General features: G+C 40.9%; 28 protein-coding genes and 1 other annotated feature. Of the genes, 3 read left to right on the top strand and 25 right to left on the bottom strand.

What is annotated here, in order from left to right:
• Positions 1–20: 20 nt before the first annotated feature.
• From H605_RS0107680 to H605_RS0107610, 15 genes are all read right to left on the bottom strand, one after another.
• The gene (locus H605_RS0107680; protein ID WP_029053686.1) at positions 21–647 is read right to left on the bottom strand and encodes a hypothetical protein; all 627 of its coding nucleotides are present in this window, start codon (positions 645–647) and stop codon (positions 21–23) included.
• 91 nt (positions 648–738) lie between these two features.
• Positions 739–1,494: a prepilin peptidase gene (locus H605_RS0107675; RefSeq protein ID WP_029053685.1), complete on the bottom strand. Its 756-nt coding sequence runs from the start codon at positions 1,492–1,494 to the stop codon at positions 739–741.
• A gap of 11 nt (positions 1,495–1,505) precedes the next feature.
• On the bottom strand, positions 1,506–2,192 hold the full coding sequence (locus H605_RS17555) for a hypothetical protein (RefSeq protein ID WP_051210509.1): 687 nt from the start codon (positions 2,190–2,192) through the stop codon (positions 1,506–1,508).
• Complete coding sequence (locus tag H605_RS17550) at positions 2,185–2,892, bottom strand: PilN domain-containing protein (RefSeq protein WP_051210508.1); 708 nt, start codon at positions 2,890–2,892, stop codon at positions 2,185–2,187. The genes H605_RS17555 and H605_RS17550 overlap by 8 nt, the downstream gene beginning before the upstream one ends.
• Positions 2,893–2,899: 7 nt before the next feature.
• A complete protein-coding gene (gene pilM, locus H605_RS0107660) occupies positions 2,900–3,892 on the bottom strand; it encodes a type IV pilus biogenesis protein PilM (RefSeq protein ID WP_051210507.1) in 993 nt (330 codons plus the stop codon).
• 219 nt (positions 3,893–4,111) lie between these two features.
• Positions 4,112–4,546: a type II secretion system protein gene (locus H605_RS18375; protein ID WP_051210506.1), complete on the bottom strand. Its 435-nt coding sequence runs from the start codon at positions 4,544–4,546 to the stop codon at positions 4,112–4,114.
• A gap of 111 nt (positions 4,547–4,657) precedes the next feature.
• Positions 4,658–5,095, bottom strand: coding sequence for a type II secretion system protein (locus tag H605_RS0107650; RefSeq protein WP_029053683.1), 438 nt, complete (start codon positions 5,093–5,095; stop codon positions 4,658–4,660).
• Between the two features lie 118 nt (positions 5,096–5,213).
• Positions 5,214–6,425: a type II secretion system F family protein gene (locus tag H605_RS0107645; RefSeq protein WP_029053682.1), complete on the bottom strand. Its 1,212-nt coding sequence runs from the start codon at positions 6,423–6,425 to the stop codon at positions 5,214–5,216.
• A 2-nt stretch (positions 6,426–6,427) separates the two neighbouring features.
• Positions 6,428–7,465, bottom strand: coding sequence for a type IV pilus twitching motility protein PilT (locus H605_RS0107640; protein ID WP_029053681.1), 1,038 nt, complete (start codon positions 7,463–7,465; stop codon positions 6,428–6,430).
• An 11-nt stretch (positions 7,466–7,476) separates the two neighbouring features.
• Entirely contained in the window at positions 7,477–9,144 is a 1,668-nt protein-coding gene (locus tag H605_RS0107635; protein WP_029053680.1) for a GspE/PulE family protein, read from the bottom strand.
• A gap of 15 nt (positions 9,145–9,159) precedes the next feature.
• Complete coding sequence (locus tag H605_RS0107630) at positions 9,160–10,608, bottom strand: VanW family protein (protein ID WP_029053679.1); 1,449 nt, start codon at positions 10,606–10,608, stop codon at positions 9,160–9,162.
• A 32-nt stretch (positions 10,609–10,640) separates the two neighbouring features.
• Complete coding sequence (locus H605_RS0107625) at positions 10,641–12,203, bottom strand: DUF7305 domain-containing protein (RefSeq protein WP_029053678.1); 1,563 nt, start codon at positions 12,201–12,203, stop codon at positions 10,641–10,643.
• Entirely contained in the window at positions 12,200–12,658 is a 459-nt protein-coding gene (locus H605_RS0107620) for a prepilin-type N-terminal cleavage/methylation domain-containing protein (protein WP_029053677.1), read from the bottom strand. The genes H605_RS0107625 and H605_RS0107620 overlap by 4 nt, the downstream gene beginning before the upstream one ends.
• Positions 12,658–13,134 (bottom strand): type IV pilus modification PilV family protein, encoded by a 477-nt coding sequence (locus tag H605_RS18370; RefSeq protein WP_051210505.1) that lies wholly within the window; start codon positions 13,132–13,134, stop codon positions 12,658–12,660. The genes H605_RS0107620 and H605_RS18370 overlap by 1 nt, the downstream gene beginning before the upstream one ends.
• Positions 13,135–13,271: 137 nt before the next feature.
• Entirely contained in the window at positions 13,272–14,483 is a 1,212-nt protein-coding gene (locus tag H605_RS0107610) for a bifunctional folylpolyglutamate synthase/dihydrofolate synthase (RefSeq protein WP_029053676.1), read from the bottom strand.
• Positions 14,484–14,542: 59 nt separating this feature from the next.
• On the opposite strand from H605_RS0107610, the gene H605_RS0107605 reads away from it, so the two are divergent.
• Together H605_RS0107605 and H605_RS0107600 are read left to right on the top strand one after the other, a co-directional pair.
• Complete coding sequence (locus H605_RS0107605) at positions 14,543–15,409, top strand: ATP-grasp domain-containing protein (RefSeq protein ID WP_029053675.1); 867 nt, start codon at positions 14,543–14,545, stop codon at positions 15,407–15,409.
• Positions 15,406–16,197 carry an ATP-grasp domain-containing protein gene (locus H605_RS0107600; protein ID WP_029053674.1) on the top strand — a complete coding sequence of 264 codons (792 nt, stop codon included), beginning with the start codon at positions 15,406–15,408 and terminating at the stop codon, positions 16,195–16,197. The genes H605_RS0107605 and H605_RS0107600 overlap by 4 nt, the downstream gene beginning before the upstream one ends.
• A 184-nt stretch (positions 16,198–16,381) precedes the next feature.
• On the opposite strand, the gene H605_RS0107595 is transcribed toward H605_RS0107600, so the two are convergent.
• Both H605_RS0107595 and H605_RS0107590 read right to left on the bottom strand, forming a co-directional pair.
• Positions 16,382–16,801 (bottom strand): hypothetical protein, encoded by a 420-nt coding sequence (locus H605_RS0107595; protein ID WP_029053673.1) that lies wholly within the window; start codon positions 16,799–16,801, stop codon positions 16,382–16,384.
• Positions 16,802–16,835: 34 nt separating this feature from the next.
• On the bottom strand, positions 16,836–17,030 hold the full coding sequence (locus tag H605_RS0107590) for a DUF6980 family protein (RefSeq protein WP_029053672.1): 195 nt from the start codon (positions 17,028–17,030) through the stop codon (positions 16,836–16,838).
• Positions 17,031–17,188: 158 nt separating this feature from the next.
• On the opposite strand from H605_RS0107590, the gene H605_RS0107585 reads away from it, so the two are divergent.
• A complete protein-coding gene (locus H605_RS0107585) occupies positions 17,189–17,773 on the top strand; it encodes a helix-turn-helix domain-containing protein (protein ID WP_029053671.1) in 585 nt (194 codons plus the stop codon).
• Positions 17,774–17,975: 202 nt separating this feature from the next.
• On the opposite strand, the gene H605_RS18890 is transcribed toward H605_RS0107585, so the two are convergent.
• From H605_RS18890 to H605_RS0107540, 8 genes are all read right to left on the bottom strand, one after another.
• Positions 17,976–18,143, bottom strand: a complete 168-nt coding sequence (locus H605_RS18890) for a hypothetical protein (RefSeq protein ID WP_155979492.1) — start codon at positions 18,141–18,143, stop codon at positions 17,976–17,978.
• A gap of 116 nt (positions 18,144–18,259) precedes the next feature.
• Complete coding sequence (locus tag H605_RS0107570; protein WP_029053669.1) at positions 18,260–18,709, bottom strand: hypothetical protein; 450 nt, start codon at positions 18,707–18,709, stop codon at positions 18,260–18,262.
• Between the two features lie 37 nt (positions 18,710–18,746).
• Positions 18,747–19,265, bottom strand: a complete 519-nt coding sequence (locus H605_RS0107565) for a GrpB family protein (protein WP_029053668.1) — start codon at positions 19,263–19,265, stop codon at positions 18,747–18,749.
• Between the two features lie 46 nt (positions 19,266–19,311).
• Complete coding sequence (locus H605_RS0107560) at positions 19,312–19,911, bottom strand: hypothetical protein (protein ID WP_155979491.1); 600 nt, start codon at positions 19,909–19,911, stop codon at positions 19,312–19,314.
• A gap of 17 nt (positions 19,912–19,928) precedes the next feature.
• A complete protein-coding gene (locus H605_RS0107555; protein WP_029053666.1) occupies positions 19,929–20,960 on the bottom strand; it encodes a S66 family peptidase in 1,032 nt (343 codons plus the stop codon).
• A 13-nt stretch (positions 20,961–20,973) separates the two neighbouring features.
• Entirely contained in the window at positions 20,974–21,228 is a 255-nt protein-coding gene (locus tag H605_RS0107550) for a hypothetical protein (RefSeq protein ID WP_029053665.1), read from the bottom strand.
• Between the two features lie 22 nt (positions 21,229–21,250).
• Positions 21,251–21,736, bottom strand: a complete 486-nt coding sequence (locus tag H605_RS0107545) for a GNAT family N-acetyltransferase (RefSeq protein WP_029053664.1) — start codon at positions 21,734–21,736, stop codon at positions 21,251–21,253.
• Between the two features lie 237 nt (positions 21,737–21,973).
• A complete protein-coding gene (locus tag H605_RS0107540; RefSeq protein ID WP_029053663.1) occupies positions 21,974–24,619 on the bottom strand; it encodes a valine--tRNA ligase in 2,646 nt (881 codons plus the stop codon).
• Between the two features lie 53 nt (positions 24,620–24,672).
• Positions 24,673–24,891, bottom strand: a binding site (T-box leader).
• Positions 24,892–24,936 lie beyond the last annotated feature (45 nt).

Genomic DNA, 24,936 nt, shown 5'->3' with positions numbered 1-24,936 from the left:
TTCTTCCCCCGTATATGGGGTCAAAATTTAATTTTGAAGCATGGGTCTTGGTCCGAATAGTGTGCCAACAGATGCAGCCTCGCGATAGAGGAATCCTTTGTAAACGCAGTGATGGCGGTCACTTTCTTCGCAAAGTCTCCACCTTTCTTCGCATTTTTTCCATCCTTAGACAATTCAATTTTCGATAGATCTTCGGCTAACAATGCTTTTTTCACCTCACCGGCATCTGCAGACTTGCAAGCGCCTGGTACGACAGTGATTCTCTTCTTAAACGCATCCTCACCTTCCTTCAACAGGACGTCGCTCTCTTTCAGCCATACCGCTCCCCAAACATAGAACTGTCCGCCTGCTGACACGACAGCCGTACTAGCGAGACTCGGATTCTCGGCCACGAAATCCGTCGCTGCTTCCTGGCTAGAAAACACGCCATGCTGCTTGACGAACATCGTATCTCCACCCTCAACTCCCCCTCCCTTCTCCTCTGTCTTCGGCCCAGTCGTTGCCACCGTTTCACTCGCCTTATCCTCTTTCCCTCCCGTAGTCGATATCGTTAGCCCGATCACTAGCACCGCGACCAAGCCGATCGCCACTCCTTGCACTAACGCCCGAATCACAATGTTCTTTGAATACGTCCTGCGGAAATTCATTCCATCACTCCACTAGTTTTCTTCCACCTTACCAAAATGAACGTAAAAAAAGACGAGACTGTTGTCGTCTCGTCCATAAACATTTACCGATTTAGTTCAACAAACCTGTATACCAACTGACAAGCTGCTCGCCGTAAAAATAGGCAATGAGTGCAGCGACCGCAATCGAAGGACCAAAAGGCACAGGCGTCTTACGTCCTTGCTTCGTCTTTTTCAAAAAGATCAGTCCGACAATCGCGCCAATTAATGAAGCGAGAAACAGTGTCACTAACGTCTGCATCGTCCCGAGCACTAAGCCGATAACGAAAAACAACTTAATGTCGCCACCGCCCATCCCGCCGTTCGACACGATCGCAATTAACAGCAACAGACCGAACCCAACGGCCGCTCCAAGCAAGCTATCCCACCATGGCGTCAGCGGACTGATGAAGCGCAAGATGAAAATCGCGATACCAAACGGCAACAAGATTTTATTTGGAATTAACATATACTTCAGGTCGGATACCGTTAAAATAACCAACATCGAAATAAACAGTAATGCTACAACGAGCTCCCACTGAAATCCGAAGTGTAAGTACGCACAAACGAACAATACACCTGTGATCAACTCCATCGTGGGATAAAGTGCACTGATCTTCTCTTTACAACCTCTGCACTTGCCACGCAAGAACACGTAAGAGAAAACCGGCACTAGATCAACCGGCGTCAAATTCCGATCACACGTCGTACAGTGAGAAGGAGGCGACACAACGGACTCCTTCAGCGGCACCCTGATGCCGACAACGTTAAAAAACGAGCCGAACGTAATACCGTAAAGGAAGAAAAATATACTATAGAGCCATTCCATGAATTGCCTCCTTACTCCGCTTTCTCGGTACCTGTCATTTTATTGATCGTCGTCGGATCGAATTTCGATGCAGGTGGCGGCGCATCTACTTTCGGCGCCTCATTTTGCAAGTTGACAAGATCCGGACGGAAGTACGCATTAAATGAAATCACGACTTTCATTTCACCGATATCCGATTCCTCTTCCGTTTTCTCGGCAGTCGCTTCAAACTGGATTGTCTCTACATTCATAATTCGAATCATTTCTTCAATCTCATAAATAAACGTATCCACTTGCTTGTACGTATCCGCAGCGAGCGTCACTTCCATCAACACCGTTTCGAGATTTTGTACATTTTCAGGCAATAATTCTACATCGAATACTTCTTTCGAAAAATTAATTTCTTCTATTCTACTATTGGATTTTACTTCCGCCTTCTCCAGACGAATGAGTAATGCATCTTCAAGCGGTATAACTGGCACGACTTTTTGAAGTGGCGCAGACGTTATCGTTTCATTCGGATCTTTATTCGCCAATTGCTTTTGTAATGAAAACAACACATCACGTTCCGAAGCAAATTGAGCCGCCATCTGATCCTTCGTTTCTTTCGCTGGCAAGTAGACGTTCGTCACCGTGTAGTAGACGAGTGCAATAAGGAAAATCAAGGCCAATACGACCAATCCGATCTCCATCTGACGTTTAGATAGATACTTATTCAAGCGTATCGCCTCCTTCCGTATTCGCATCTACAGGAGGTTGTGGTTCTTCAGGTGCAGGTTGCTGTGGTTGTTCTTCAGCAGGTGGGGCTTCCTCTTGCGGCTCTTCAATCGCATTTGGGTCTACATCTGCATCTGTACCTGGCAGCGCACGGTCATCAACAAACTGAATGAAATAGGTAGCGAAATATCTAGGCAAGACATTCTCGCGTTCTTTAATATCTAGTTTTTCCGTCTCAATTCCTTCAAACGTCGCATCAATTACTAACGCCGAAGCTTTCATTCGAGTTAAATAGAGCGCAGGCTCCATCAAATCATCAAACTGTACCTTCAACGTCACTTCGTTTGGCGCAGTGAATGTTAGCTCTTGGAAAAACCCTCGATCAGGCAATGCTTTCGAAAGATCTTCTATAAGAGGTTGTGTTTTATATTGATGCCCCTTAAGAAACTCCACCGTCGCAGCTAACTGTTCTTTTTCCTGACCAAATGCAGACAACCGCATTTGGGACGTAACACCTTCTTGTTGTTTCTGTATTTCATATGTAGACTGCTGTAACTTTTGAGCTTCATCATCATTTTTTTGAGCGAAGAAATACAGCACGGCCCAACTAATGAAAGCGACTAAGAGGATGACAATCGCTATCCAAAGAAAAGTAGTCTTCTCCCGGATCTTTTCCGGAAGTAGATTTATATCAACTAACATACACGTATTACACCTCTTCCTTCAGTGCTAGACCAATAACTCGGTGGAAATCCGCAGTAATAGCGGTTCCGTCCACACAACTAATCGGCTCTTTCACCAAGGGAAGCGCTTCGATCGCTAAACGTTCTCGTACCATTTGCAATAATTCCTCTTGTTGTGTATAGGTTCCATTCCATACTAGATGGGTAATAGCCGAATCATTCTCCGCCAAATTAAAGCGATAGAAATTCGCCAGTTTCTCGAGCTCCATGACAATCGTAAGTGGCTCAACCTGCTTTTCCAGCTCTTCGCCTGTCGACATGCTAAGTGGCAACTCAAGTTCCATCGAGCGTATGAACAAAGGATAATGAGAATAGAAAATGGACACGGTCAGACTACGACCACGCAAATCAGCAAGGAGAATATGTTCCGTCCCCTCAAAGTGATGCACATGATGTGCCAGACGATACAGAGAAAGCGGTGCAATGTCCGCCACAACTGGTTCCAACTTTACGGACTTCAGCACTTCCTCATATGTCTGCATGATACTTTCTTTCGACGCAATTAAAATCGCTTCATTTTGCGCATTATTCGCTGTATACGGAACAACATCAAATACCGGATCATCAAACGGCAAATAAATCGTCGAACCAATCTCGATAAAGAAATGGCTTTTCAGCTCTTCATCCTCCACCGTGTCTGGATACGCAACACGTCGGATAATGACATATGTATCGGGCGCAAGAAACGCCACGTCACGCTTCGCAAGATTCCAATCTTTCACAATCTCCAACAAGACATCCCGCAGCATATCCTCTTCGGCTATTCGGCCTTCTTGGATGACATGTTCAGGTAGCAACATCTCTTTTGCAGTGTCTAGTACGATCGGATCCAGGGATTTTATTCGTACGTACCGAATCGCGTCATCGTCAAGAGTTAATGAATAAACACGCTTATTACGGCTGAGTGTTGGCATAGTGAGTTTGGAAAGCGGGCGTTTTAAATTAGATAATATAGACATGAACGAACTCCTTCCAGACGAGAGTAAGCAAGGGTTTTAGTTATTTCTTCCTTGCTTACTAGTTATGGTAAGTATATCAAATGTGGTGTTAGAAGGGAAGATTGGTAGGAAAGGGATTCAAATTTCACACAGTTAAACAAATCAATTATCATTAATAGTTCTCAAAACAAAACACTCCAGTTAACAAGAATCCTACTGGAGTGTCAAACATTCTATTCATTATGGTGTTAAATCACCACACTTCTCATTGCCGACCTTGACATCTTGTTTACTATTTACAATTTGTTCGGCAGTTGCATTGTAAAACGTCACTTTACTTTTACCTTCGGAATTAGCGCAGATTTTAGCCGGTGTGACGTTTGTTACGTAAGCAGAACCATTCAAATAACCTCTACCTTCCATATAACCCATTTTAATTAGATTTGGCAAAATAATTGTTTGATGCTCTTTTCCATAATTCTCTGGATTTTCTATAAAATATAATTGTGCCGCTTCTAGCATGATAATCGCTTCGCTCTTAGTAGCTTTGTGTCGATTATTTTCTATTATTTTTCCAATCGAAGGAACAGCAAGTGCGGCAATGATTCCTAGAATTACAATCACTGCCAAAAATTCAATTAAAGTTAATCCTTTTTCTGATTTTAACTGTTGCATAATATCAACCTCCTATTCCAGTTTATAAAAAAAGCAGAGAGCGATTTAAACCGCACTCTGCATCATCTGAAAATATCGTAATTTTATTAACTACTTAACTGCCTTTTATTCTTACGGGACCTTTATTGTTTCCGGAGTTGTACTTCCTTTTTGATTATCATCATTGATTTCTTCTAAAGTATTGTCTAATTTCACCGATTTACCATCACCATAGGAAGCTGCACCATTAATTTTTCTAGGAGAACTATTTACTACCTTTGTTTCTTTAGTTAAAGTGCCATAGCTATCCAAATAGCCGTTGTCTTTTAATTGAACAACTGTGACTTCAGACGCAGCTGTAGCTGTATTGTCTTCTGTAAAGTACATGTTAGCCGCATTAAGGGTATTTATTGCATCTGCCTTAGCTGCATTGTATTTAGTGTTAGTAATAATATTCCCAATAGCAGGCACCGCAATCGCAGCAATAATACCTAAAATAACAATAACTGCTAGTAACTCAACAAGCGTCAAACCTTTTTGATTTAATTTCTTTTGCAAAAACTTTTTCATATAATTTCCTCCTCTTGTTTTTTCTTACTCTATTAATATAGTATATCAGAGGTATTAGGAAAATAACACTAGTTTTATTGAAATAAATAAAAATAATACATAACATTTTTTATTTCTGTTACAAACTATCTATCTGTTCAAACATACTAAACATCGGCATCATGATTGCCAAAACTATAGTCCCGACTATTGCTGCTAGGAAAACAATCATTAAAGGCTCTATTAAAGCTTTTAAGCGGTCTGTAGCAGCCTCTACTTCCTTTTCATAGAAGTCAGCAACTTTTGCTAGCATCGAGTCCAAAGAACCAGTCTCTTCTCCAATCGCAATCATATGCGGGATTAAAGGAGGGAAAGCCCAATGGTTCATCATCGGCTCAGTTAGTGATCCCCCACGTTCCATGGACGCTCTGGATTCTCCAATTACTTTCGATATTACTTTGTTGTCTACTACTCTCTCCGTCATCGCTAGAGACTGTAGAATTGGAACCGAGCTCGAAAACATTGAGCTAAGCGTTCGCGTCATCATAGCCAAAGAAGATTTCTGTACGATATTACCAAAGATCGGAAGCTTCAATAAAATAGTGTCTAGTATGTATTTCCCTTGAGGATTATTTCGTATTAATGTGATACCCACGACAATTGCGGCAACTGCCAATATTACGACATACCAGTAGCTCTGCATGAAATCACTGGCTCGTAGTACGAATATTGTAAGCCAAGGCAGTTCCCCGCCAATACTATCGAACATCTCCACAAACATTGGCACGACGAATGAGAGCAGGAAAATAACTACTCCGATAGCCAATATACCGACGACAATTGGATAAGACAACGCAGACATTACTTTTTGTCTTGAACGATAAGCTTTCTCGAAATGGTCAGCAAGTTGATCAAGGGACTCATCCACTGTACCTGATAATTCTCCGGCACTGATCATATTCAAAATCAAAGGTTCAAAAACTTTAGGATGTTTAGCTAAAGCAACCGACAAAGGATTACCTGTCCGCAAATCCTCCTGAACTGATGTTAAGATCTTCCGAAAAGCCGCCTGCTCCACTTGCATAGATAAAATCCTCACCGCATCCACAATCGTAACCCCTGCTTGAAGAAGCGTCGAGAACTGTCGCAAGAACATGATCAATTGATCACGCTTTACCGGACTTCCAATAGTTATATCCTTCGTCAAAACAGTCTCTTTCTGTTCCACAAGACTTACCACACGAATCCCTTGCCCTTTAAGTTTGATTGCCGCATCACGTTTATTCGTAGCGGTTACCGTACCACGGCGAATCGCTTTAGCATCTCGCCCTTCATATGTAAAACGAGCCACTATTAATCATCCCCTTGCAAAAACGGCAATGCTGCTTCATACGAAATAATTCGCTGATCCATCAAATTCTTTACGGAGTGATCCATCATATGCATCCCTTGCGCACGACTTGTCTGAATGACGTTTGGAATCTGGTGAATCTTCTCAGATCGTATCAAGTTCGACACAGCAGGATTATTAATCATAATCTCCGTTGCCGCACGTCTGCCTTGCTTATCCATCGTCTGGAATAAACGCTGAGAAACGACTGCCTTCAAAACGCCCGCCAATTGCACACGAATTTGCGCCTGTTGACCATGAGGAAATACATCTATGATTCTATCAATCGTCGAAGCAGCACTCCACGTGTGTAAAGTCGCAAGAACTAAGTGGCCGGTTTCCGCAGCAGTAATGGCCGTAGAGATCGTCTCCAAATCTCGCATCTCACCAACTAGAATAACGTCCGGATCTTGACGCAAAGCAGCACGTAAACCGTCCGCAAACGACAGCGTATCAAAACCGACTTCACGCTGATCAATAATAGAAGAACCGTGCGCATGCATATACTCAATCGGATCTTCCAATGTAATAATATGCTTACGCATTGTTTCATTCATATAACGAATCATCGCAGCAAGTGTCGTGGACTTACCCGAACCTGTTGGCCCTGTTACTAAAATTAACCCTTGTGCCATATCAGACAAATTCTTCAACGTTCCCGGCATATTCAAATCATCGATTGTCGGAATTTTTGTAGGAATCGTCCGGAATGCCAATGAAATCGCACCGCGTTGTTGGAATGCGTTGACACGGAAACGTGAAATGCCAGGGATTTCATAAGAATAGTCAATCTGTCCAGCTTCTTTAAAAGCTGGAATCATCTTTTCTGGGATCGTCTGATAAGCAATTTCTTTTGTGTCTTCTTCAGTCATAACCGTTTCACCAAAACGTTTCAAGTCACCGTGTACTCGAAAAACTGGCGGCACGCCTATAGTTAAGTGAATATCGGATGCTTTGATTTTAAAGGCCTCAGTTAGTAATTGATCAATTCTTTCCGTCACAGCAAACACTCCTAATCTAACAAGGCTACTCTCAACACTTCTTCAGTAGTTGTAATGCCTTGCTGTACTTTTTCCAAACCATCGTCTATCAGGAATATCGTTTCACTTCTCTCTGCAATATCACGGAATACTGTAGGTGCTGCGCCACTATTAATAGCATCACGCAATTCCGCATTTATTATCAAAACTTCATGTATCGCAATACGTCCTCGATAACCAGTCATATTACACGCAGAACAACCTGTACCGCGATGGATCGTTTCTATCGTTTTCCCACGTCTAACAAAAATCTCTTTTTCACGATCAGTAGCCGGCTGAGTAGTACCACAATCTCGACAAACACGACGAACCAATCGTTGAGCTACAATCGCATTCAAAGAAGCAGTCAAAAGGAAAGGCTCCACACCCATATCAAGCAATCTTGATATAGACGCAACCGAGTCATTCGTGTGGATTGTGCTTAAAACTAAGTGTCCTGTCAATGAAGCACGTATCGCGATTTCCACCGTCTCTTTATCCCGAATTTCCCCGACCATTACCACGTCAGGATCTTGCCGTAAAATAGAACGTAACCCTGTCGCAAACGTTAACCCTACATTGGAATTCACTTGAATTTGATTAATTCCTTCCAATTGATACTCCACAGGATCTTCAATCGTAATAATATTTACCTCTTCGCTATTCAATCGATTCAAGGCTGCATATAACGTAGATGATTTACCAGAACCCGTTGGACCAGATATCAGAACGATACCATTTGGCTTCTCAATTTCTTCAAGAAAACGCTCTAGATTCGTTGGCCCAAAACCAAGCTTTGTCATATCGTTCAACGAGCTGCTCAAGTCCAAAATACGCATAACGACTTTCTCACCAAAGACTGTCGGCAAAGTCGATAACCGCAAATCAATCGGACGGAAATCAATCATTACTTTAATCCGACCATCCTGAGGCATGCGAGATTCGGTAATGTTCAAATTCCCCATAATTTTAATCCGTGCAAGTAACATGGACTGCATATGCTTTGGTAAAACTCGTTCCGTCTGCAACTTTCCGTCAATTCTAAAACGGATGATGACTTGATGTTCTTGAGGATCAATATGAATATCACTGGACTTCATAGACACCGCACTAGAAATAATCTGGTTCACTAGACGCACAACAGGAGAATCATTATCCACGATATCATCTTGTTGCTCCATCTGACTTGCCGTAGTGTCTGGTTCTTCAAACAACAAGTCATCAAATAATTCATCATCATAATATCGAGTGATCGTTCGTGTTATATCATCTTTTGACGCAATCGCAGTTTCTATATGAAATCCTGTGGAAAGTCGTAAATCTTCAATTGTATTGTAATCCATTGGGTCCGCCATCGCGACAAATAATTTATCGCCATCTTTTTTCAACGGAACAATCATTTTTTGCTGCGCTAAACCTTTAGGTACAATATTAAACAACTTCGGATCAAACGGATATCGGAACAAGTTGACGTGAGGAATTCCGAGTTGGAACTCCAACACTTCAATTAACTGCTGCTCCGTAATATACCCACGCTGCAATAACGCATCACCAAGTCGCTCATCCCGAGACTTTTCTTTCAACGTACTCATTAACTGTTCGTCCGATAGCAAGCCAGACTCTATTAATAAATCTCCAAGACGTTTTCTAGTTGTCGCCATCTGAATCCCCCTTTATCAATCGATTGGATTACCATTCTTGTCGACTTTAATCAGATTGCCACCTTTATCGTAATCATATTTCACATCATCTTTGGTGCCGGAACCATTCGAGTTACTTGCATCACTTCCGTTAGATGATCCTGAGCCTTTGCTCCCCGATCCCAAGTTACCATCGCTACCTGATCCGCCACTATTTGGAGAAGTGGAGCCATTTCCGTTAGATGAATTAGACGGATTATCAGTCGACCCATTACCTGAAGTGTTTCCATCAGTAGTGCCAGAATTACTTTCCACATTACTATCAGGAACTTTCTCTACTACTTTTTCTAAACTATGACGTTCAATAATTGGTTGCGGAGCATAGAAATCAACCGATACATCTTCAATCTCTTCCAATGAACCATTCAGCATAACATTACGTTTAACCGCAACCTCCATGCCTTTTTTACCTTTATCCACTACTTCAATCGCACCCGCATTTACAAAAGCGCTATAACGGATAACCTTTTTAGGGTCATACTTTGTAATTTTCTCCACTTCAGTATCGTAGCTATGCACAAATGGCAGACCTTCAATTGACAGCTCCAATTGTGAGCCTGTCCAATCCGTACGAATCGTGAAGACTGTTTGATTAGGGTTCGTGAATTGGAAATCCAAATCGAGCTTACGATTAATCGCCGCTTCGAATCCTGGTTCAACGCCTGCTGGCAATTCAGTAGAAATATTTCGTTCATCCATAATCCAATTCGTTTGCAGTGCCGCTTTATATAGTAGAGACGCCATAATCGTCATTTGTAAATCTGTCGCACTAGCAGACTCTTTACCTTCTAGATATTCACTGAATGAAAACGAGGAGTTCGGCTGAATCTCCAACCCATCCAAGTCATCCATCAATAAACGCAGACCTTTTGCTAGTTCATCCGCTTCATATATAGCTGAAGCAATCACTTGATTCTGCTCATACAACTCAGGAATATAGTTGGCTACATATACTTGTTGCGGCATAATACCACTCCGTAGCTGAACTTCTATTTGTGCAGCAATCGTCTCTACCTCGGCTTCACTGAATGTAAGCGAATTAAAATTCTGCTTCATCACCGTGCGAAGACCTTCACGGGAAACACTCGCGACTAATGAATTGTCATCTCCACTTTTCGCTTGATTTAATGTAGCGTCTGGATTAAAACTTACTATTTCTGTAGGAACATCTACTTGAAGATCTTGTACGATTAGTTGTACTGATAAAGCTTGTTCAAGCTCTGCAAAATTATTTATAAGCTTTTCTTTCGCATCTTTACGATTATGCTTTGATATCTCAAACGGTCCTGCATATGTGTGCTTGCTGAACTTCTTGAAATTCGAGAAGAATCCGTCACCTGCGTATGCTTGTTGGGCGAATAATACGAAGATGACCAGTAGTAGAACACCTAAGGCTAAGCTGGTTTTGTATAATTTTGATTGCATTGGACACCTTCCTTTACCAATAAAATATAATGTTAAATTTCTTTGAATTCGCCTCTAGTAATATGTGGTGGTGTGATTAAAGTATTATCAGGAACTACCGGATCGGGCTTATTTGTTCCGGGACCAATTGGAACCGCGCCTATATTCGGCTGCTTGAAAGTCACACTAGCCCCCCCATCAGCGGTAAATGAACCTGCGTAAATCGCACCACTTATGTTACCACCACCTGATATATTAACAGCGGCATTCGGTGCTAGGATTAATGTTGGATCTGCTTTAACTCCTCCACTTACCTTTACCTCTTTTCCACCAGTTAAAATATTCCCTTTAATTCCACCACCGCCTGTCAACTCGATATCTGCATCCTTCGCATAAAATGAACCATTAATTTGAGTTTCATTATCGAATTTCACCTTTTTAGGTTCCTTGGTTGTTGAGCCCTCAAAGAATATACCTAATTGATTAGCTGAGCCACTGTTTCCAATAGATCCTTTTACATTAATTTTATCTTTTACCATTAATGTAAGTTTGCCTGTACCTATGATCTCTATTTTTCCTTGAAGGACATCTAGATGGTCCACCACAATGACTCTATCTTTATCTCCAACATTAATTTTCAGTGTGTTATTTCCGTCAACCTTTATAGTAGTTAAATACATGTTACCGTCAATGTTTAACGTATAATTATTTGAGACATAATTATCTGCGTAGACGCCGCCATCTTTGATGACATCTTTTCGTTTATATTGATCACCTATTGTTACATCGGACGGCTTCTTATAGGAAGGGTATTCTGGAAACTCTGGTAATTTCATAATTCCGGATTCTTCCATACCAATAGGGACTGAGATAGTCATCGAATTCGGTTTATCTAATGCACCTTTTTCAGAACCAACAGGTACAAAGATATTTCCAGAAATTTTTGGACCGCCACTGAGCGTAATAGATTTATTATCTGTTAGGTTCGTTCCTATACTTCCATTAATTATAGCTCCACCACTTATACTAATTTTCCCATTAACAAAAACAGCTGTGCCGTCCGGAACTTTAATTGCGGGAAAACTAGTTGATGTACCTGTTCCTACATCTCCATTACCGCTATTCCCACCCTGACCAGTGCCTATACCTGGAAGTATTTCATAATTCAAAGTTATGATTTGACTTACAGTTCTTACCTTTCCCCCAATTCTCCCTGTAGAACGAATCTCATACTTAGAAATATTACGGTCAATTCCTCTTTTGATTTCAACATTTATAATCTCTGGTTTCTCTCCGTATAAATTTTCAAATTGCTGATTTTTTGTATCATCCTCAATACCTGCTAATCGCACTTTTTCACTTACCGCCTGAAAAAAATTAGCTTCATCGTCGGCTTTAGTAAATTGGGAAGCAGTGGCAGTAGCAATTTCATTTATTCGAGCTAGTGTATAGTTCACTCCAGATTCTGCAATGTAGAAAACTGACTGGTCGTCCTGCTCTCCCCTAGTCATTTTAGAATTATTCAATGATAGTCCAATTATGGAGGTGCCTAAAACAGCCATTACAACCAGAACCATTAAAACAACAACAAGTGTATACCCTTTGTCGTTTCTCATGACTCCCCTCCTTTTCTAATCACGATGGTTGTCTCAATCTTTTTCGCATCACTATTCCTATTAAGTTTATCATCGCTAACCACTTCAATTTTTAATGCTTTACCATCAGAAGACTCCACTTTGAAATCTTTAATGTTATCAGCAAGCACTTCAGAATTTTTAAATAATGTGGTACCCTTACGTCGATAAATATCCTTCCCAGTCTCTTTTTTAATTTCCAGCACATCTTCATCGAATACTCTGAAATTATTCTTTTTTCTAATCTCTTTCGTAAGATATTTCATTACAAATAGAATGTTTTCCTGATGTTCTGTTTTTTCTTTTTGGATATCATACTCTTTTTTACCAGAGAAATAGATTCCAAATATCATCAACCCTATTAGTGACAAAAGCACGAGAACAGCCAATAACTCTACCAGTGTTACACCTTTTTGATCTTTGATAGAATTTTTCATTAGTTCTCCCCCCACCATAGAATTGTTTCCATCTGGGCTCTCATCTTTTCCTCTAGGTCCAATTGAGATACTTTTACTAGTACATGTGAAGTTTGATAAGTCACGTCTTTATTAAAGATAATTGTAACTTTATAGGATAACTCTGGAGTTTCTCGTTCCAATACAATTTCTTTACTAGTCGAAGTAGCTGTTTTGTACCTAACTCTACCTTCATTCTTTATTACTCTTTCACTTTCCACAAGCTTTTTTACTAAGTCAGTAAGACCATCTTCCTGTCCTTTTATGCTAATAATATATTCCATTTCAGATTGAGCGATATATGTCGCATCCATAAACTCTTCAGAAGCTTTATTTTGTTTCGCAACAGTGGGAAAGACTGCCAAGAAGGAAATTATTATAATTGATAGCAACACTAGAGATGCTAAAACTTCCACAAGAGTCATTCCTGAATTTTTTTTCACATAATGCATAAACATATTGGTCTTCCTTCCTGAAATGATTCTTTGATTTCTAAATATATATTAACCTTTATTATCATCATATTTTACTATAGAAAATAAAACTAAATACCCTAATATAAATATATAAGTCTATAAAACTCATTCTGTTAAGCCTATTGTCTCATTAAACTACTCAATAAGTAAAGAGAGCCAACGACTACTTTTATGTGTTTTTGTGAACATTTCAAATTCACTTCTTTATATGAAATTACGCGGCTCGCTTCTATAGGACAAACCACCTGCAAATCCTCCGCTTTCGCAGCTTGCTCATGTGGAAAATCCACAAACGCAAAACTATTTGCAAGCGGTGCCAAGATCTTCAATGTTTCCGCGTAATCTTTCGTATTCAACATCCCAACAACCCAATCGACATTCTCTCCCGGAAACTGCTCTTCAATCGTCCGCACCAACATATGAGCCGCGGCGGGATTATGCGCTCCATCAATATACACATTCTCCGCAATTTTGTGGAATCGAAAAGGCAATGCAACATTCGTAATCGCTTCTGTCACCTTGTCTTGTTTTAAAGGCACCCCTGCCAATGATAAAGCTTCTAGTGCCACTGCATGATTGATTGCCTGGTGTGGGCCTTTCATATGCCGCACTGGAATTTCAAATGTAGACATTCCCCTAAACTTTTCCGTCTCCCCTTGCTCCATAGTGAAATTCTCTCCATATGCACGCACTAAACTTTTTTTCATCTTTGCTTCTGCCAGTACAACCTCTTTCGCTTCTTCTGGTAGCTCTCCTATAACTACAGGAGTATATGGTTTAATGATGCCCGCCTTATGCTCTGCGATCTTCGCTACCGTGTCACCAAGAAACCCAATATGATCTAGCGCAATCGACGTAATGATGGACACTAAAGGCGTCACAACATTCGTGCTGTCGAATCTGCCACCCATCCCCGTCTCAAGTAACACATAATCAGGTCCCGCGTTACGAAACGCCAAAAAAGCCGCCACTGTCAGCAATTCAAAGTCCGTCAGCATACCACTCAATCCTGCGGCTTCCATCTCCTCGAACACATACTCCAATTCCTCATGTCTAATTGGCTTTCCATTGATTCGAATCTGATCATGTACATCCACTATGGCTGGTGAAGAAAATACGCCCGTTTCAAATCCGTGTGCTTGCAGGACAGCTTCCATTACCGCAATCGTCGAGCCTTTACCGTTCGTACCCGCCACATGAATAATTCGTAAATCTCTCTCAGGATTCAACACACTCGCCAATGCCTCTTCAATCGCGTCCAAACCCGGTTTAATCAAATCATCACTCTTTATGTCAAATTGTTTTTTATATTCATCAAATTTTGGAATCAAAGAAATTCCTCCTGTGCTAAAATTAAGTTATATACAGTATAGCAAAGGTGGCGTCGGGATTGAAAAGTTGTTGGGTTATTTATAATGGTAGTTTAACGAGTGATAAATTCGCTGATCAAGCACGGCTTATACAGGAAGCGGCAGAGCGTGCTGGTGTACGGACGACAATCTTAAAAAATTATGAAATTCAGATGGATGTGCAAAACGAAGTGAAAGATGCTCCTAATTTCGTCGTCTTCCTCGATAAAGATACGTTGCTTGCACAGTATTTGAAAAATATGGGGATCCCCGTCTTCAATGATCCTGAAGTTATTGAAACTTGTGATAATAAAGCAAAACAGTATCTTGAACTAGCGAAGCATGGTGTCGCGATGCCGAAGACGATCATCGCACCGAAAGTTTATCCTAATTTCACGATTACAGAAAGCGGATATTACGAGAATGTCCTTGAGACTCTACGCTTACCTATGATTATTAAAGAAGGTCATGGCTCATTTGGTATGAAGGTGTATTTGATCGAGACGAAAGATGCGTTCTATGAGAAAGTCGATGAGCTGCGTGGCGTGGATTATGTCTTTCAAGAGTTCATTGAGACGAGTAGAGGTCGAGACTTACGCGTAAACATAGTAGGAGATCAAATCATTGCGGCTATGTATCGCCACTCAGAGACAGATTTTCGAGCGAATATTACGAACGGTGGCGTAGCTGAAGTGGTGGAATTGACTAGCGCACAGAAAACACTAGCTATGGAAGCGGCAAAAGCAGTTGGAGCAGAATTCGCAGGCGTGGATTTATTATTCGGTGCGGATGAACAGCCCCTCGTTTGCGAAGTGAACGGCGCAGCACATATCCGTAACCTCTTGAACGTCACCGGCATTAACGTAGCCGATGCAATGATCGCGTACATATTGGAGAAGATTAAATGAAAGGCGCCGTTTACTATAATGAGGAGGAAGCGAAGAGGAATCACGCGTTTATCGACGATCTTTTGAAAGAAGCGAAAAATCTAGGGATTGAATTAAAGCTGATAACTGATTCGCCTACCGAGCCGCTTGATTTCATTTTATTCCGAGATCGTAATCCTACATTCGCTTTGGAATTGGAACAAGCGAGCTACCGTGTGTTCAATCGAGCGAGTGTACAGAAAATCGCCAATGATAAACTGCGTACATTTGAACTCGCTACTCTACTTGGTATTCCCGCCGTTCCCACATTCCGAGCGGATCAACTTCCCCCCTTACCCTTTGTAATGAAAACGCGCGGAGGTCATGGCGGTAGTGAAGTATTTCTATGCGAATCCGCGAAGCAAGCTGAAACTATTTTAAATCGATTCGATCATAATGAACTAATCGTGCAGCCCTTCATCGAATCGAATGCAACAGATGTCCGCGTATTCATGTTGGGTAATGAAGTGTTAGGTGCTGTAAAACGAACTGGAGCGAAAGATTCATTCAAATCCAACTACACATTGGGTGGCACGGTAGAATTGTACACGTTAAACAACACGGAAACCAAACAAGTTCAGGCGATTTCCCGGGCAATTTCGAGCGATTATATTGGCATGGATTTCATACTTCCAATTTCAGGTGGCTGGTTGCTGAATGAAATCGAGGATCCAGTTGGGGCCCGTTCACTCTATCAAACACATGAGTTTTCAGTAGCGAAGAAATTATTGAAGTATGTCAAAAATCAGTTGGGTGATGACTCATGTTAAGAAAACGCTCTACTAAATTGGATGAAGTAGACAGAAGTAAGACAATACGGATATGATTCATTGACGGAAAGAACGTAATGAGAATAAGAATGATTTATGGATCGTAATTGAACAAGCAACAAAAAAGTAAATGGCCCACTCCCTCGCCTATTTTCCGAAGGCAAGGGAGTGGGCAGTTTTTCAACTAACTTTTTATAAAAGAAGTAATCCAGTTTGCAATATCTTCACGGGTTACTATTAGAGTAATTCCAAGTTTCGATTCAGTTCCCATATAGGAATTAATATAGCCAGTATCCATGAAAACCGTAAACTCATAAAGGTTTTCATCATGGGGATCTTTTAAATAAGCGAAAGAAACCCCTGGGGAAAGTACACTAAGAGTACCATAATTCTTTTCATCCATTTTCTTCATTTGTTCCAATAACGTTTCGATATCTTGATTTATCCAAATAAAATTATGTGAGTAATTCAAGAATCCATAAGAGAAGGTTAGTTTGAATTCAATTTCGAAAAGGTCATCCTCTGGTTCTCCAATTTTGATTACTTCATGTTTTACTTCTGTTTCACTGAACTCGAAACTTCTATCTTTAAGTGTATATTCCATAGTCACTTATCCTTTCAATAATCTAATAGCTCATTCATAATTTATTCCCACACCAAGGGCAAAAAGAAATACCGATACTAGAAGTACCTCCATCATGAATCAGCAGTCGGTAATCTTGATCTGTTTTATCAAACAGGATTAATTGATCCGGACAATCAAACGGTTCATCGTGTATGTCGCATGTGAAATTTGCATGATACGCCATATCTTCGCAACAATGCTGTTTCATTCCTATTCACCTTCCTTTCTGCTACCTCAGTGCTGTTCTTTTATATTATTAAGTAAATTATCCATGCTAGTACAGATGAGTGTAACAAACTCCACCGAACGTTTGTTGATGCACGTGAGAGTTGCGCCTATGATATATAGAGAGCAGGAGGGAAAACGATGGATACGAGTAAAGTTGGAGAAGTAATATATAATTTGCGCAAAGAAAAAGGATTCACACAGAAGCAATTAGCCGATCAAATGAATATCTCGGATCGCACCATTTCAAAATGGGAGCGCGGATATGGTTGTCCTGATGTAACGCTTTTATCTAGCTTATCTACACTACTAGGTGTAAATATAGAAAACATTTTAGACGGTGAATTACTGTCTAATGAATTTATAGGAGGAAATATGAAGAAATCAAAGTACTTTGTATGCCCATCTTGCCATAATATCGTATTAGCAACAGGAGATATTACAATATCTTGCTGTGGCAGGAAGCTGGAAGCGCTCGAAGCAAAGAAAGCGAGCCAGACAGAAAAACTCACGATTGAAGAAGTGGATAATGAACATTTTATCTCAAGTGATCACCCGATGACAAAAGATCATTATATATCCTTTATCGCCTTCGCCACTGGTGATCAAGTCCAAATCATCAAACAGTATCCTGAGTGGAGTTTCCAAACACGCCTACCAAAACGAAAACATGGCACTTTGTTATGGTACGATACACAGTTAGGGTTGTATTATCAATTTATCTAAACAGCTAAAAGCACTTCTCCTCATGAAGTGCTTCCCTCTACACGATTCATTCCATTATTTCTGAAGAAGTCTATTGTTTGCTTACAGGTCATGTAAGCCAGTTCTCTATTGTATGAAGCAGCGTAAGGATCACTAAACCCGTGCTCCCCATCATACATATGTACATCTACATTCGATTTCTCTAATTTCCAAAGCATCTCTTTCACATCAAATGACTTCTCGACATTCGGAAAATAGCGCTATTCGATTTTTTCTTAGGCAACGCACCTTGCTTCATTTTCTGATCCAGTCTCTTAATGACAAATACCACAATCCGACCCGCTATTATAATAGGTAATACAATACCCAATACTTCAATAATTGCCAGCATTACTAAACTCCTTTCTGTTAGTACCTATAATAATATTATGTAAACCAGCTTAATGGAATCTCAGTATTAGATTCACAATTCTAAAGATGGCTAGCACCACTAGTAACGGTTCACCACTACTCAATTAACACGTTCCCTACATATTCTACCGTTCCACTATCTGCAAGAAGATGTAAGACAATGATATATTTACCCTTCTCGTTAGGCATGTTGAAAACTTCCCCATCTACCTCGATTTCTGTTTTAATACCATCTTTCATAAAATAAGCGCTCAACTTCCTGATAGCAAAATCCTGAGTGACAAATACGACTCTCACTTCTTGTCCTATATGATAAACCAATGTTTTCTGATCGTTTGCGACTGAGAAAATATCATTGGTTTTCTTAGTGTATAATTTGTCCGAATCCCACTCGATATTCACCGCAGTCAATTCATCTGTATCAGTATATTCCGTATGATTCATCAGCGTAACATCTGGAGGGGTGAAATCATAATCTTCTCCAAAACATGCGGTTAGTAGAAGTGTTGAAATTACTATGATTCCTAACTTCGCGAATAACCTCATAGAACACCTCTTTACTTTTCAGTTTTCCTTCCACATATCACGCTTTGGCATCGTACCAAATAAGCGCTTTTCGCTCTAATTCCTTCACAAACAAATTTTTCCCATCCATATAGGATTCTATGTCGTCTGGAAACATGGCAGCCAGTTTTATTTTCAATTTGCCATAGAGATTACTCTCCTCATGATGAACGAGAAGATAATCTCTAACAGCTAAATGACGAGCAATGTCGTATAGGTTATCCTCCTGGAATACATGGATTTGATGTGTTCGAGTCTGTTCACCTTTTCTAAAATAACGTCTTCCCCTCATTCCAAATTCACCAAGCGCTTCATAACCGATTTCATTCATCTGAGTACTCAAGGCGTCAACATTTTCGATTGTCTTTACTACGGGCATTATATCAATAATTGGTTTAGCTGATAGACCCTCTACAGATGTACTGCCGATGTGATGAATACTTACTAATTCTTCTTTAAAAACCGTGGCGATCTTTTGAGATTCTATTTTAAACAATTCTGGCCATTGATTGTTGTATTCCACTACTTCCACTTTCATATCGTTCCTCCCTATTTATTTTATCGATCTACATTTAACCCCTTTATTAATCTTCCCAATAAAAGATGGCATCCAACACTAGATATTGTCGCTCATTCCGATATATTGTTGGGATTTTTGTTTTAAACGATAGTGGTGCACTCATTTCCTTTGCAGCTAATAGGTTGAAATCAAACTCCTGTAGAGCTTTTCGTAATTCTATTGCTAGTATTTCCACTTCCGCACCCACAACTAACGAAGTAGGATCATCAAGAATTGTACCTTGTCCACTGCTTACTTCCTCGTTCGTCTCTATACTAATAGTTCTATACCTAACGTCTTCTCCCATTATAGCGACTGATGCTAGACGACTTATATCGAGTATAATACCTTTTATCTCTATTTCACGTATTCCATTCTTTTCTTCCACAACGATACAATCTTCTTTCCGATAACAAAAAAACTCCACAAAGGAAGCATAGCCACTGCCAAAATGATCCCATTCCGCTTCGCAGAGCACATTGTGGATGCGATTGATTCGGTAAAACAGCCGATTGATATGTGCCAAGATCTCTTTTTCATCATAGCTATCATAAGGAAAGGTGTCCCCTATAACTTCACCTTTGATGAGCATTCGCAATTGCTGATCTGTAAAAATTAAAAACACCTCATTTATCTACTATTTTACTCAACGCCACTCTCGAGAATCGAAAACGTCTCGTGTTCACAATCTATCTTCGCCAATGCCCCATACGGTAATATAAACTTAGGTTCTGTATGGCCATAGTTCAAGTTGTATAAAATAGGTAAATGCTCCAAACCATATTCCTTCATCACGTTCAGAATTTCCTCTTTATACTCATCAAAATATTTCTCGTCTTGAGGTTTACCGAATATAATCCCATTTACTTTCTGTAAGATTCCTTGTGCTGCATAATTTCTTAACCAGTAGCGAATCAAACTAGGTTCAGGCTTCTCTTCGGATGTTTCAAAGAATAATATACTGTTGTTCCAATACTCGTCTTCTGGCCAAATCGCCGTACCCTTCGCAAATTCTAATACTTCGATACACCCGCCAATCAATCGTCCTTGCACAGTACCTGAGCCTTGAAGCAGTTCGTATCCAGTATTCTGATTCATCGTACGTCGCTTATCTTTATTCTGAGCGATCCATTCCAACCGCTCACTTGTCCACTTTTCAGCTGGTTGGATCTCACCAATAATTTCATTAGAAAAGAGAGTCCTATTTACCATCTCAACTGTGTAGGAATCCATCTCTATATTTTCAGCAAAATCGGTTAATATTGCTGGTCCGTAAAATGACGAGAGTCCTGCTTTATGACAAAACAGATGAGATACCGTAACATCAGAGTATCCCATGAAGATTTTTGGATTTTCGTGTATTACGCTAAAATCGATATATGAAAGTAAACGGATGCTGTCCTCTCCTCCGATATTCGCAATAATCCCTTTAATATTCGTGTCCTTAAATGCAGTCATCAAATCTTCTGCACGAGCTTTCGGATTCTCGTAGAGAAAGGCGGCTCCCTTTAAACTGTTCGGCATCGGCACAACAGTTAAGCCGAAAATACTTTCCAATCTCTTTACGCCTTGCTCATATCGCCACCTGATTTCCGGTTCGCCTGCGCCTCCCCACGAAGGACTCACTGTTGCGACCTGATCACCACGCTGCAATTTCTTTGGTTTAATTAACATTCGCTTCTCTCCTTTATATATTCATAGCTGTAAAGTAGATATATAATATAAACATTACCGGAATAAACGTGATAATAAACCCTAAAACACGAATCCTTTTGCTTAACTGCAAAGCTAAGCCGACTGCCCATATTACGATTAAACCTAGTATGGCAATATTAGGAGTAGAATCTTCTCCCATTCCGCTAATTCCATAGCCTACAACACTAGTAATCAGCACAAATAAACCAGTAAAAATATTTACTACAATGAACAGTATTCTATTCAAGCAAATCCCCCCCCAATTACTCTTAAAGAATCCATTTCATTTGAATCGTTTTCAACATATGGCCGTCAAAGTAATCATCATATTCTTTAACCGTCTCAAATCCTATCGCTTCATAAAACTTCCGCCCAACTAGATTTTCCTTTTCCACTTCGACCACAATTTCTCTCATCTCTCCCAGAACTTCAATTCCCTTTTGTATAAGAGTCGAGCCCAATCCCCTCCCTTGTCGATCAGGATAAAGATAAATAGCACGCAGTTCGGATTTGTCGCCATCATCTACCTGTGAAAAATCAGCAAACCCAACTACTTCATTTTCATCTTCTACAACAAATAGATTAGAATTTTGTAGACGGGTATTCATCATACTAGTACTATAAGCCGCATCCAAAAAGCAATCTTGAATCGCACGAGGAATCATCCCCTCATACGTAGCATGCCAACTCACCCTAGCAATATCCTGTACTCTCTCAATATCCTTACTTAACATCTCCCGAACTAAAAAACCCATTGAGCACTCTCCTAACATTCATAATATCTTGATTCCAATTATACCCATCCGACTGGATGAATACTATATTTAACATATGATTTTAGCTTGGGATCGTAGGAGAAGCCCCTGGAAAGCGTCCCCTACGAAGCGTAAATCCCTATCTCTCTCCCCTTAATCCTCACCAACCCCAAACGACAAAAGCCCATCCAACAGCATCGCGCTGTCAAATGGGCTTTCACCTTCTTCAAACTACTTTTAAATTTCCTTTAGTTCCGCAATACGACGTTCAACCGCCGCATACTTCTCCAAATAATCCTTCTCTTTCGCACGTTCTTCCTCAACAACTGACTCAGGCGCCTTGGCAGTAAAACGTTCATTCGACAACTTGCCCTGAACCCGCTTTACTTCACCTTGCCACTTGCCAAGTTCCTTCGTCAAACGAGCCAACTCCTCCTCGATATCAATCAATCCTTCAAGCGGCAAATACAACTCTGCCCCCGTCACGACTGCTGACATCGTCTTGCCTGGCGCATTCACCTTCACGCCAATCGTCAACGTTTCTGGATTACAGAAACGCACAATATAGTTACGATTCTCTTCCAGTACCGCCACCGTCTTCTCATCTTTCGCCGAAATATACAAATCGACTTTACGACTCATCGGTGTATTCACTTCTGCACGGATAGTACGTACGGATTTGATAATGTCCATCAACAGTTTCATATTCGAAGCACGGGACTTGTCCATCATCGTTGCATCTACTTCTGGCCACTTCGCTACAGTGATTGACTCTCCTTCATGTGGGAGGTTCTGCCAAATCTCTTCTGTAATGAAAGGCATCAATGGGTGCAATAAACGCATCGTGTGATCTAGAACATGCGCAAGAACCGAACGTGTCATCTTTTTCGCTGCTTCATCTTCACCGTATAGTGGCAATTTCGCCATTTCGATATACCAGTCACAGAAATCATCCCAAATGAAGTTATATAACGCGCGACCCATTTCACCGAACTCATAACGATCAGCTAAGCTAGTTACTGATTCAATCGTTTCATTCAGACGAGTTAAGATCCATGCATCTGCAACAGATTTCTCTCCAGATAGATCGATTTCTTCATACTTCATACCGTCCATATTCATTAACGCGAAACGGGAAGCGTTCCAAATTTTATTGGCAAAGTTCCAAATCGCTTCTACTTTTTCTGTAGAGTAACGCAGATCTTGTCCTGGTGAAGAACCTGTTGCTAGGAAGTAACGCAATGCGTCTGCACCATATTGCTCAATTACGTCCATTGGATCTACACCGTTGCCAAGAGATTTAGACATTTTTCGCCCGTCTTCCGCGCGTACTAATCCATGGATCAAAACATCCTTGAATGGACGCTCTTCTGTGAATTCAAGTGCTTGGAAGATCATGCGGGACACCCAAAAGAAGATAATATCATATCCTGTAACAAGGGCATCTGTCGGGTAATATTTTTTGAACGTTTCGCTGTCAACATCTGGCCAGCCCATAGTCGAGAACGGCCATAGAGCAGATGAGAACCAAGTATCCAGTACGTCATTGTCTTGTGTCCAGTTTTCTTCATCAGCTGGTGCTTCTTGACCCACATAAATTTCGCCTGTTGTGTTGTGATACCAAGCCGGAATTCGGTGACCCCACCATAGTTGACGAGAAATACACCAGTCGTGTACGTTTTCCATCCAACCCAAGTATGTTTTCTCGAAACGTTCAGGCACAAACGTTACTTTTTCTTCTTCATTTTTCTGAAGATTGATTGCTTGCTCAGCAAGTGGCTGCATATTGACGAACCACTGTGTAGAAAGGTAAGGCTCCACTACTGCGCCGCTTCGTTCCGAGTGTCCGACAGAGTGCATATGATCTTCAATTTCAAATAGCACATTCATCTCTTGTAAGTCTTTGACGATTTGCTTACGGCATTCGAAACGATCCATACCTTCATACTTACCTGCTAATTTATTCATCGTGCCATCTTCATTCATCACCAATACACGTGGCAAGTTATGACGGTTACCTATTTCAAAGTCATTCGGGTCATGCGCTGGTGTGATTTTGACTGCGCCGCTTCCGAAGTCCATTTCTACGTAGTCATCCGCGACGATCGGAATCTCGCGTCCTACGATCGGTAATGAAACCATCTTGCCGATTAAATGCTGGTAGCGTTCGTCATCCGGATGAACCGCAACAGCTGTATCACCGAGCATCGTTTCAGGACGTGTTGTCGCTATTTCAATTGAGCCTGTGCCATCTGTCAGTGGGTAGCGCATATGATAGAATGCACCCTGCACATCTTTATGGATAACCTCAATATCAGATATCGCCGTCTTTGTCGCAGGATCCCAGTTGATGATGTATTCACCGCGATAGATCAGCTTTTTCTCATACAACTTAACGAATACTTCGCGTACTGCTTTTGACAAACCTTCATCCAAAGTAAAACGCTCTTGGGAGTAATCGAGAGCCAGACCAAGTTTCGCCCATTGTGCACGGATATGGCTCGCATATTCTTCTTTCCATTTCCATGTTTCCTGTACGAAGTTTTCACGGCCAAGATCATAACGTGTTTTGCCTTCAGCGCGAAGTTTTTCTTCTACTCTTGCTTGTGTCGCAATTCCAGCATGGTCCATTCCTGGCAGCCACAATGCATCATACCCTTGCATACGCTTCATGCGGATGAGCATGTCTTGTAACGTCGTATCCCAAGCGTGCCCTAAGTGAAGCTTACCTGTGACGTTCGGTGGTGGAATCACAATTGTGTATGGTTCTTTTTCGCTTGTTACATCCGATTCAAAATACTTCCCTTTAAGCCACCATTCATAACGTCCTTTTTCAACTGCCTGTGGATCGTATTTAGTCGGCATCGTCAATTCATCAGTCATTTCAGTTCCTCCTTCAAATAAAAAGGGATACAAAAAAGCCCCACTCATCCCGGTAAAAGGACGAAGGAGCTCGTGGTACCACCTTTATTTATGAACGCTAAAAAGCATTACATCTTCATGATTTGGTAACGGTCTTCACCGGATCCTGCTACTACAACTTCACAGAAACTGCTCATAGGGGACTTCCATATGTTGTTTCCAGGTACGTTCCACCAATCGCACCCTCTCTAAAGAAAACGGTTCACATGTACTTTCCTACTCTTCGCATTTATATTCATATACCCATTATTATACGCGAAACATGTAGAGTCCGTCAA

The organism is Sporosarcina ureae DSM 2281, from assembly GCF_000425545.1.
GTDB lineage: Bacteria > Bacillota > Bacilli > Bacillales_A > Planococcaceae > Sporosarcina > Sporosarcina ureae.
The sequence above is the reverse complement of the archived record's forward strand: the minus strand, read 5'-3'. Positions and strand labels throughout refer to the sequence as shown.

Excerpts from the sequence above, each read along its gene's own strand:
- H605_RS0107570 (WP_029053669.1), bottom strand. The coding sequence starts at position 18,709 with ATGAGGTTATTCGCGAAGTTAGGAATCATAGTAATTTCAACACTTCTA.
- H605_RS18370 (WP_051210505.1), bottom strand. The coding sequence starts at position 13,134 with ATGTTTATGCATTATGTGAAAAAAAATTCAGGAATGACTCTTGTGGAA.
- H605_RS0107585 (WP_029053671.1), top strand. The coding sequence starts at position 17,189 with ATGGATACGAGTAAAGTTGGAGAAGTAATATATAATTTGCGCAAAGAA.
- H605_RS0107620 (WP_029053677.1), bottom strand. The coding sequence starts at position 12,658 with ATGAAAAATTCTATCAAAGATCAAAAAGGTGTAACACTGGTAGAGTTA.
- H605_RS0107680 (WP_029053686.1), bottom strand. The coding sequence starts at position 647 with ATGAATTTCCGCAGGACGTATTCAAAGAACATTGTGATTCGGGCGTTA.
- pilM (WP_051210507.1), bottom strand. The coding sequence starts at position 3,892 with ATGTCTATATTATCTAATTTAAAACGCCCGCTTTCCAAACTCACTATG.
- H605_RS0107565 (WP_029053668.1), bottom strand. The coding sequence starts at position 19,265 with ATGAAAGTGGAAGTAGTGGAATACAACAATCAATGGCCAGAATTGTTT.
- H605_RS18890 (WP_155979492.1), bottom strand. The coding sequence starts at position 18,143 with ATGCTGGCAATTATTGAAGTATTGGGTATTGTATTACCTATTATAATA.
- H605_RS0107545 (WP_029053664.1), bottom strand. The coding sequence starts at position 21,736 with ATGGGTTTTTTAGTTCGGGAGATGTTAAGTAAGGATATTGAGAGAGTA.
- H605_RS0107555 (WP_029053666.1), bottom strand. The coding sequence starts at position 20,960 with ATGTTAATTAAACCAAAGAAATTGCAGCGTGGTGATCAGGTCGCAACA.
- H605_RS18375 (WP_051210506.1), bottom strand. The coding sequence starts at position 4,546 with ATGCAACAGTTAAAATCAGAAAAAGGATTAACTTTAATTGAATTTTTG.
- H605_RS0107630 (WP_029053679.1), bottom strand. The coding sequence starts at position 10,608 with ATGCAATCAAAATTATACAAAACCAGCTTAGCCTTAGGTGTTCTACTA.
- H605_RS0107650 (WP_029053683.1), bottom strand. The coding sequence starts at position 5,095 with ATGAAAAAGTTTTTGCAAAAGAAATTAAATCAAAAAGGTTTGACGCTT.
- H605_RS0107635 (WP_029053680.1), bottom strand. The coding sequence starts at position 9,144 with ATGGCGACAACTAGAAAACGTCTTGGAGATTTATTAATAGAGTCTGGC.
- H605_RS0107540 (WP_029053663.1), bottom strand. The coding sequence starts at position 24,619 with ATGACTGATGAATTGACGATGCCGACTAAATACGATCCACAGGCAGTT.
- H605_RS0107590 (WP_029053672.1), bottom strand. The coding sequence starts at position 17,030 with ATGAAACAGCATTGTTGCGAAGATATGGCGTATCATGCAAATTTCACA.
- H605_RS0107625 (WP_029053678.1), bottom strand. The coding sequence starts at position 12,203 with ATGAGAAACGACAAAGGGTATACACTTGTTGTTGTTTTAATGGTTCTG.
- H605_RS0107595 (WP_029053673.1), bottom strand. The coding sequence starts at position 16,801 with ATGGAATATACACTTAAAGATAGAAGTTTCGAGTTCAGTGAAACAGAA.
- H605_RS0107675 (WP_029053685.1), bottom strand. The coding sequence starts at position 1,494 with ATGGAATGGCTCTATAGTATATTTTTCTTCCTTTACGGTATTACGTTC.
- H605_RS17550 (WP_051210508.1), bottom strand. The coding sequence starts at position 2,892 with ATGTTAGTTGATATAAATCTACTTCCGGAAAAGATCCGGGAGAAGACT.
- H605_RS0107600 (WP_029053674.1), top strand. The coding sequence starts at position 15,406 with ATGAAAGGCGCCGTTTACTATAATGAGGAGGAAGCGAAGAGGAATCAC.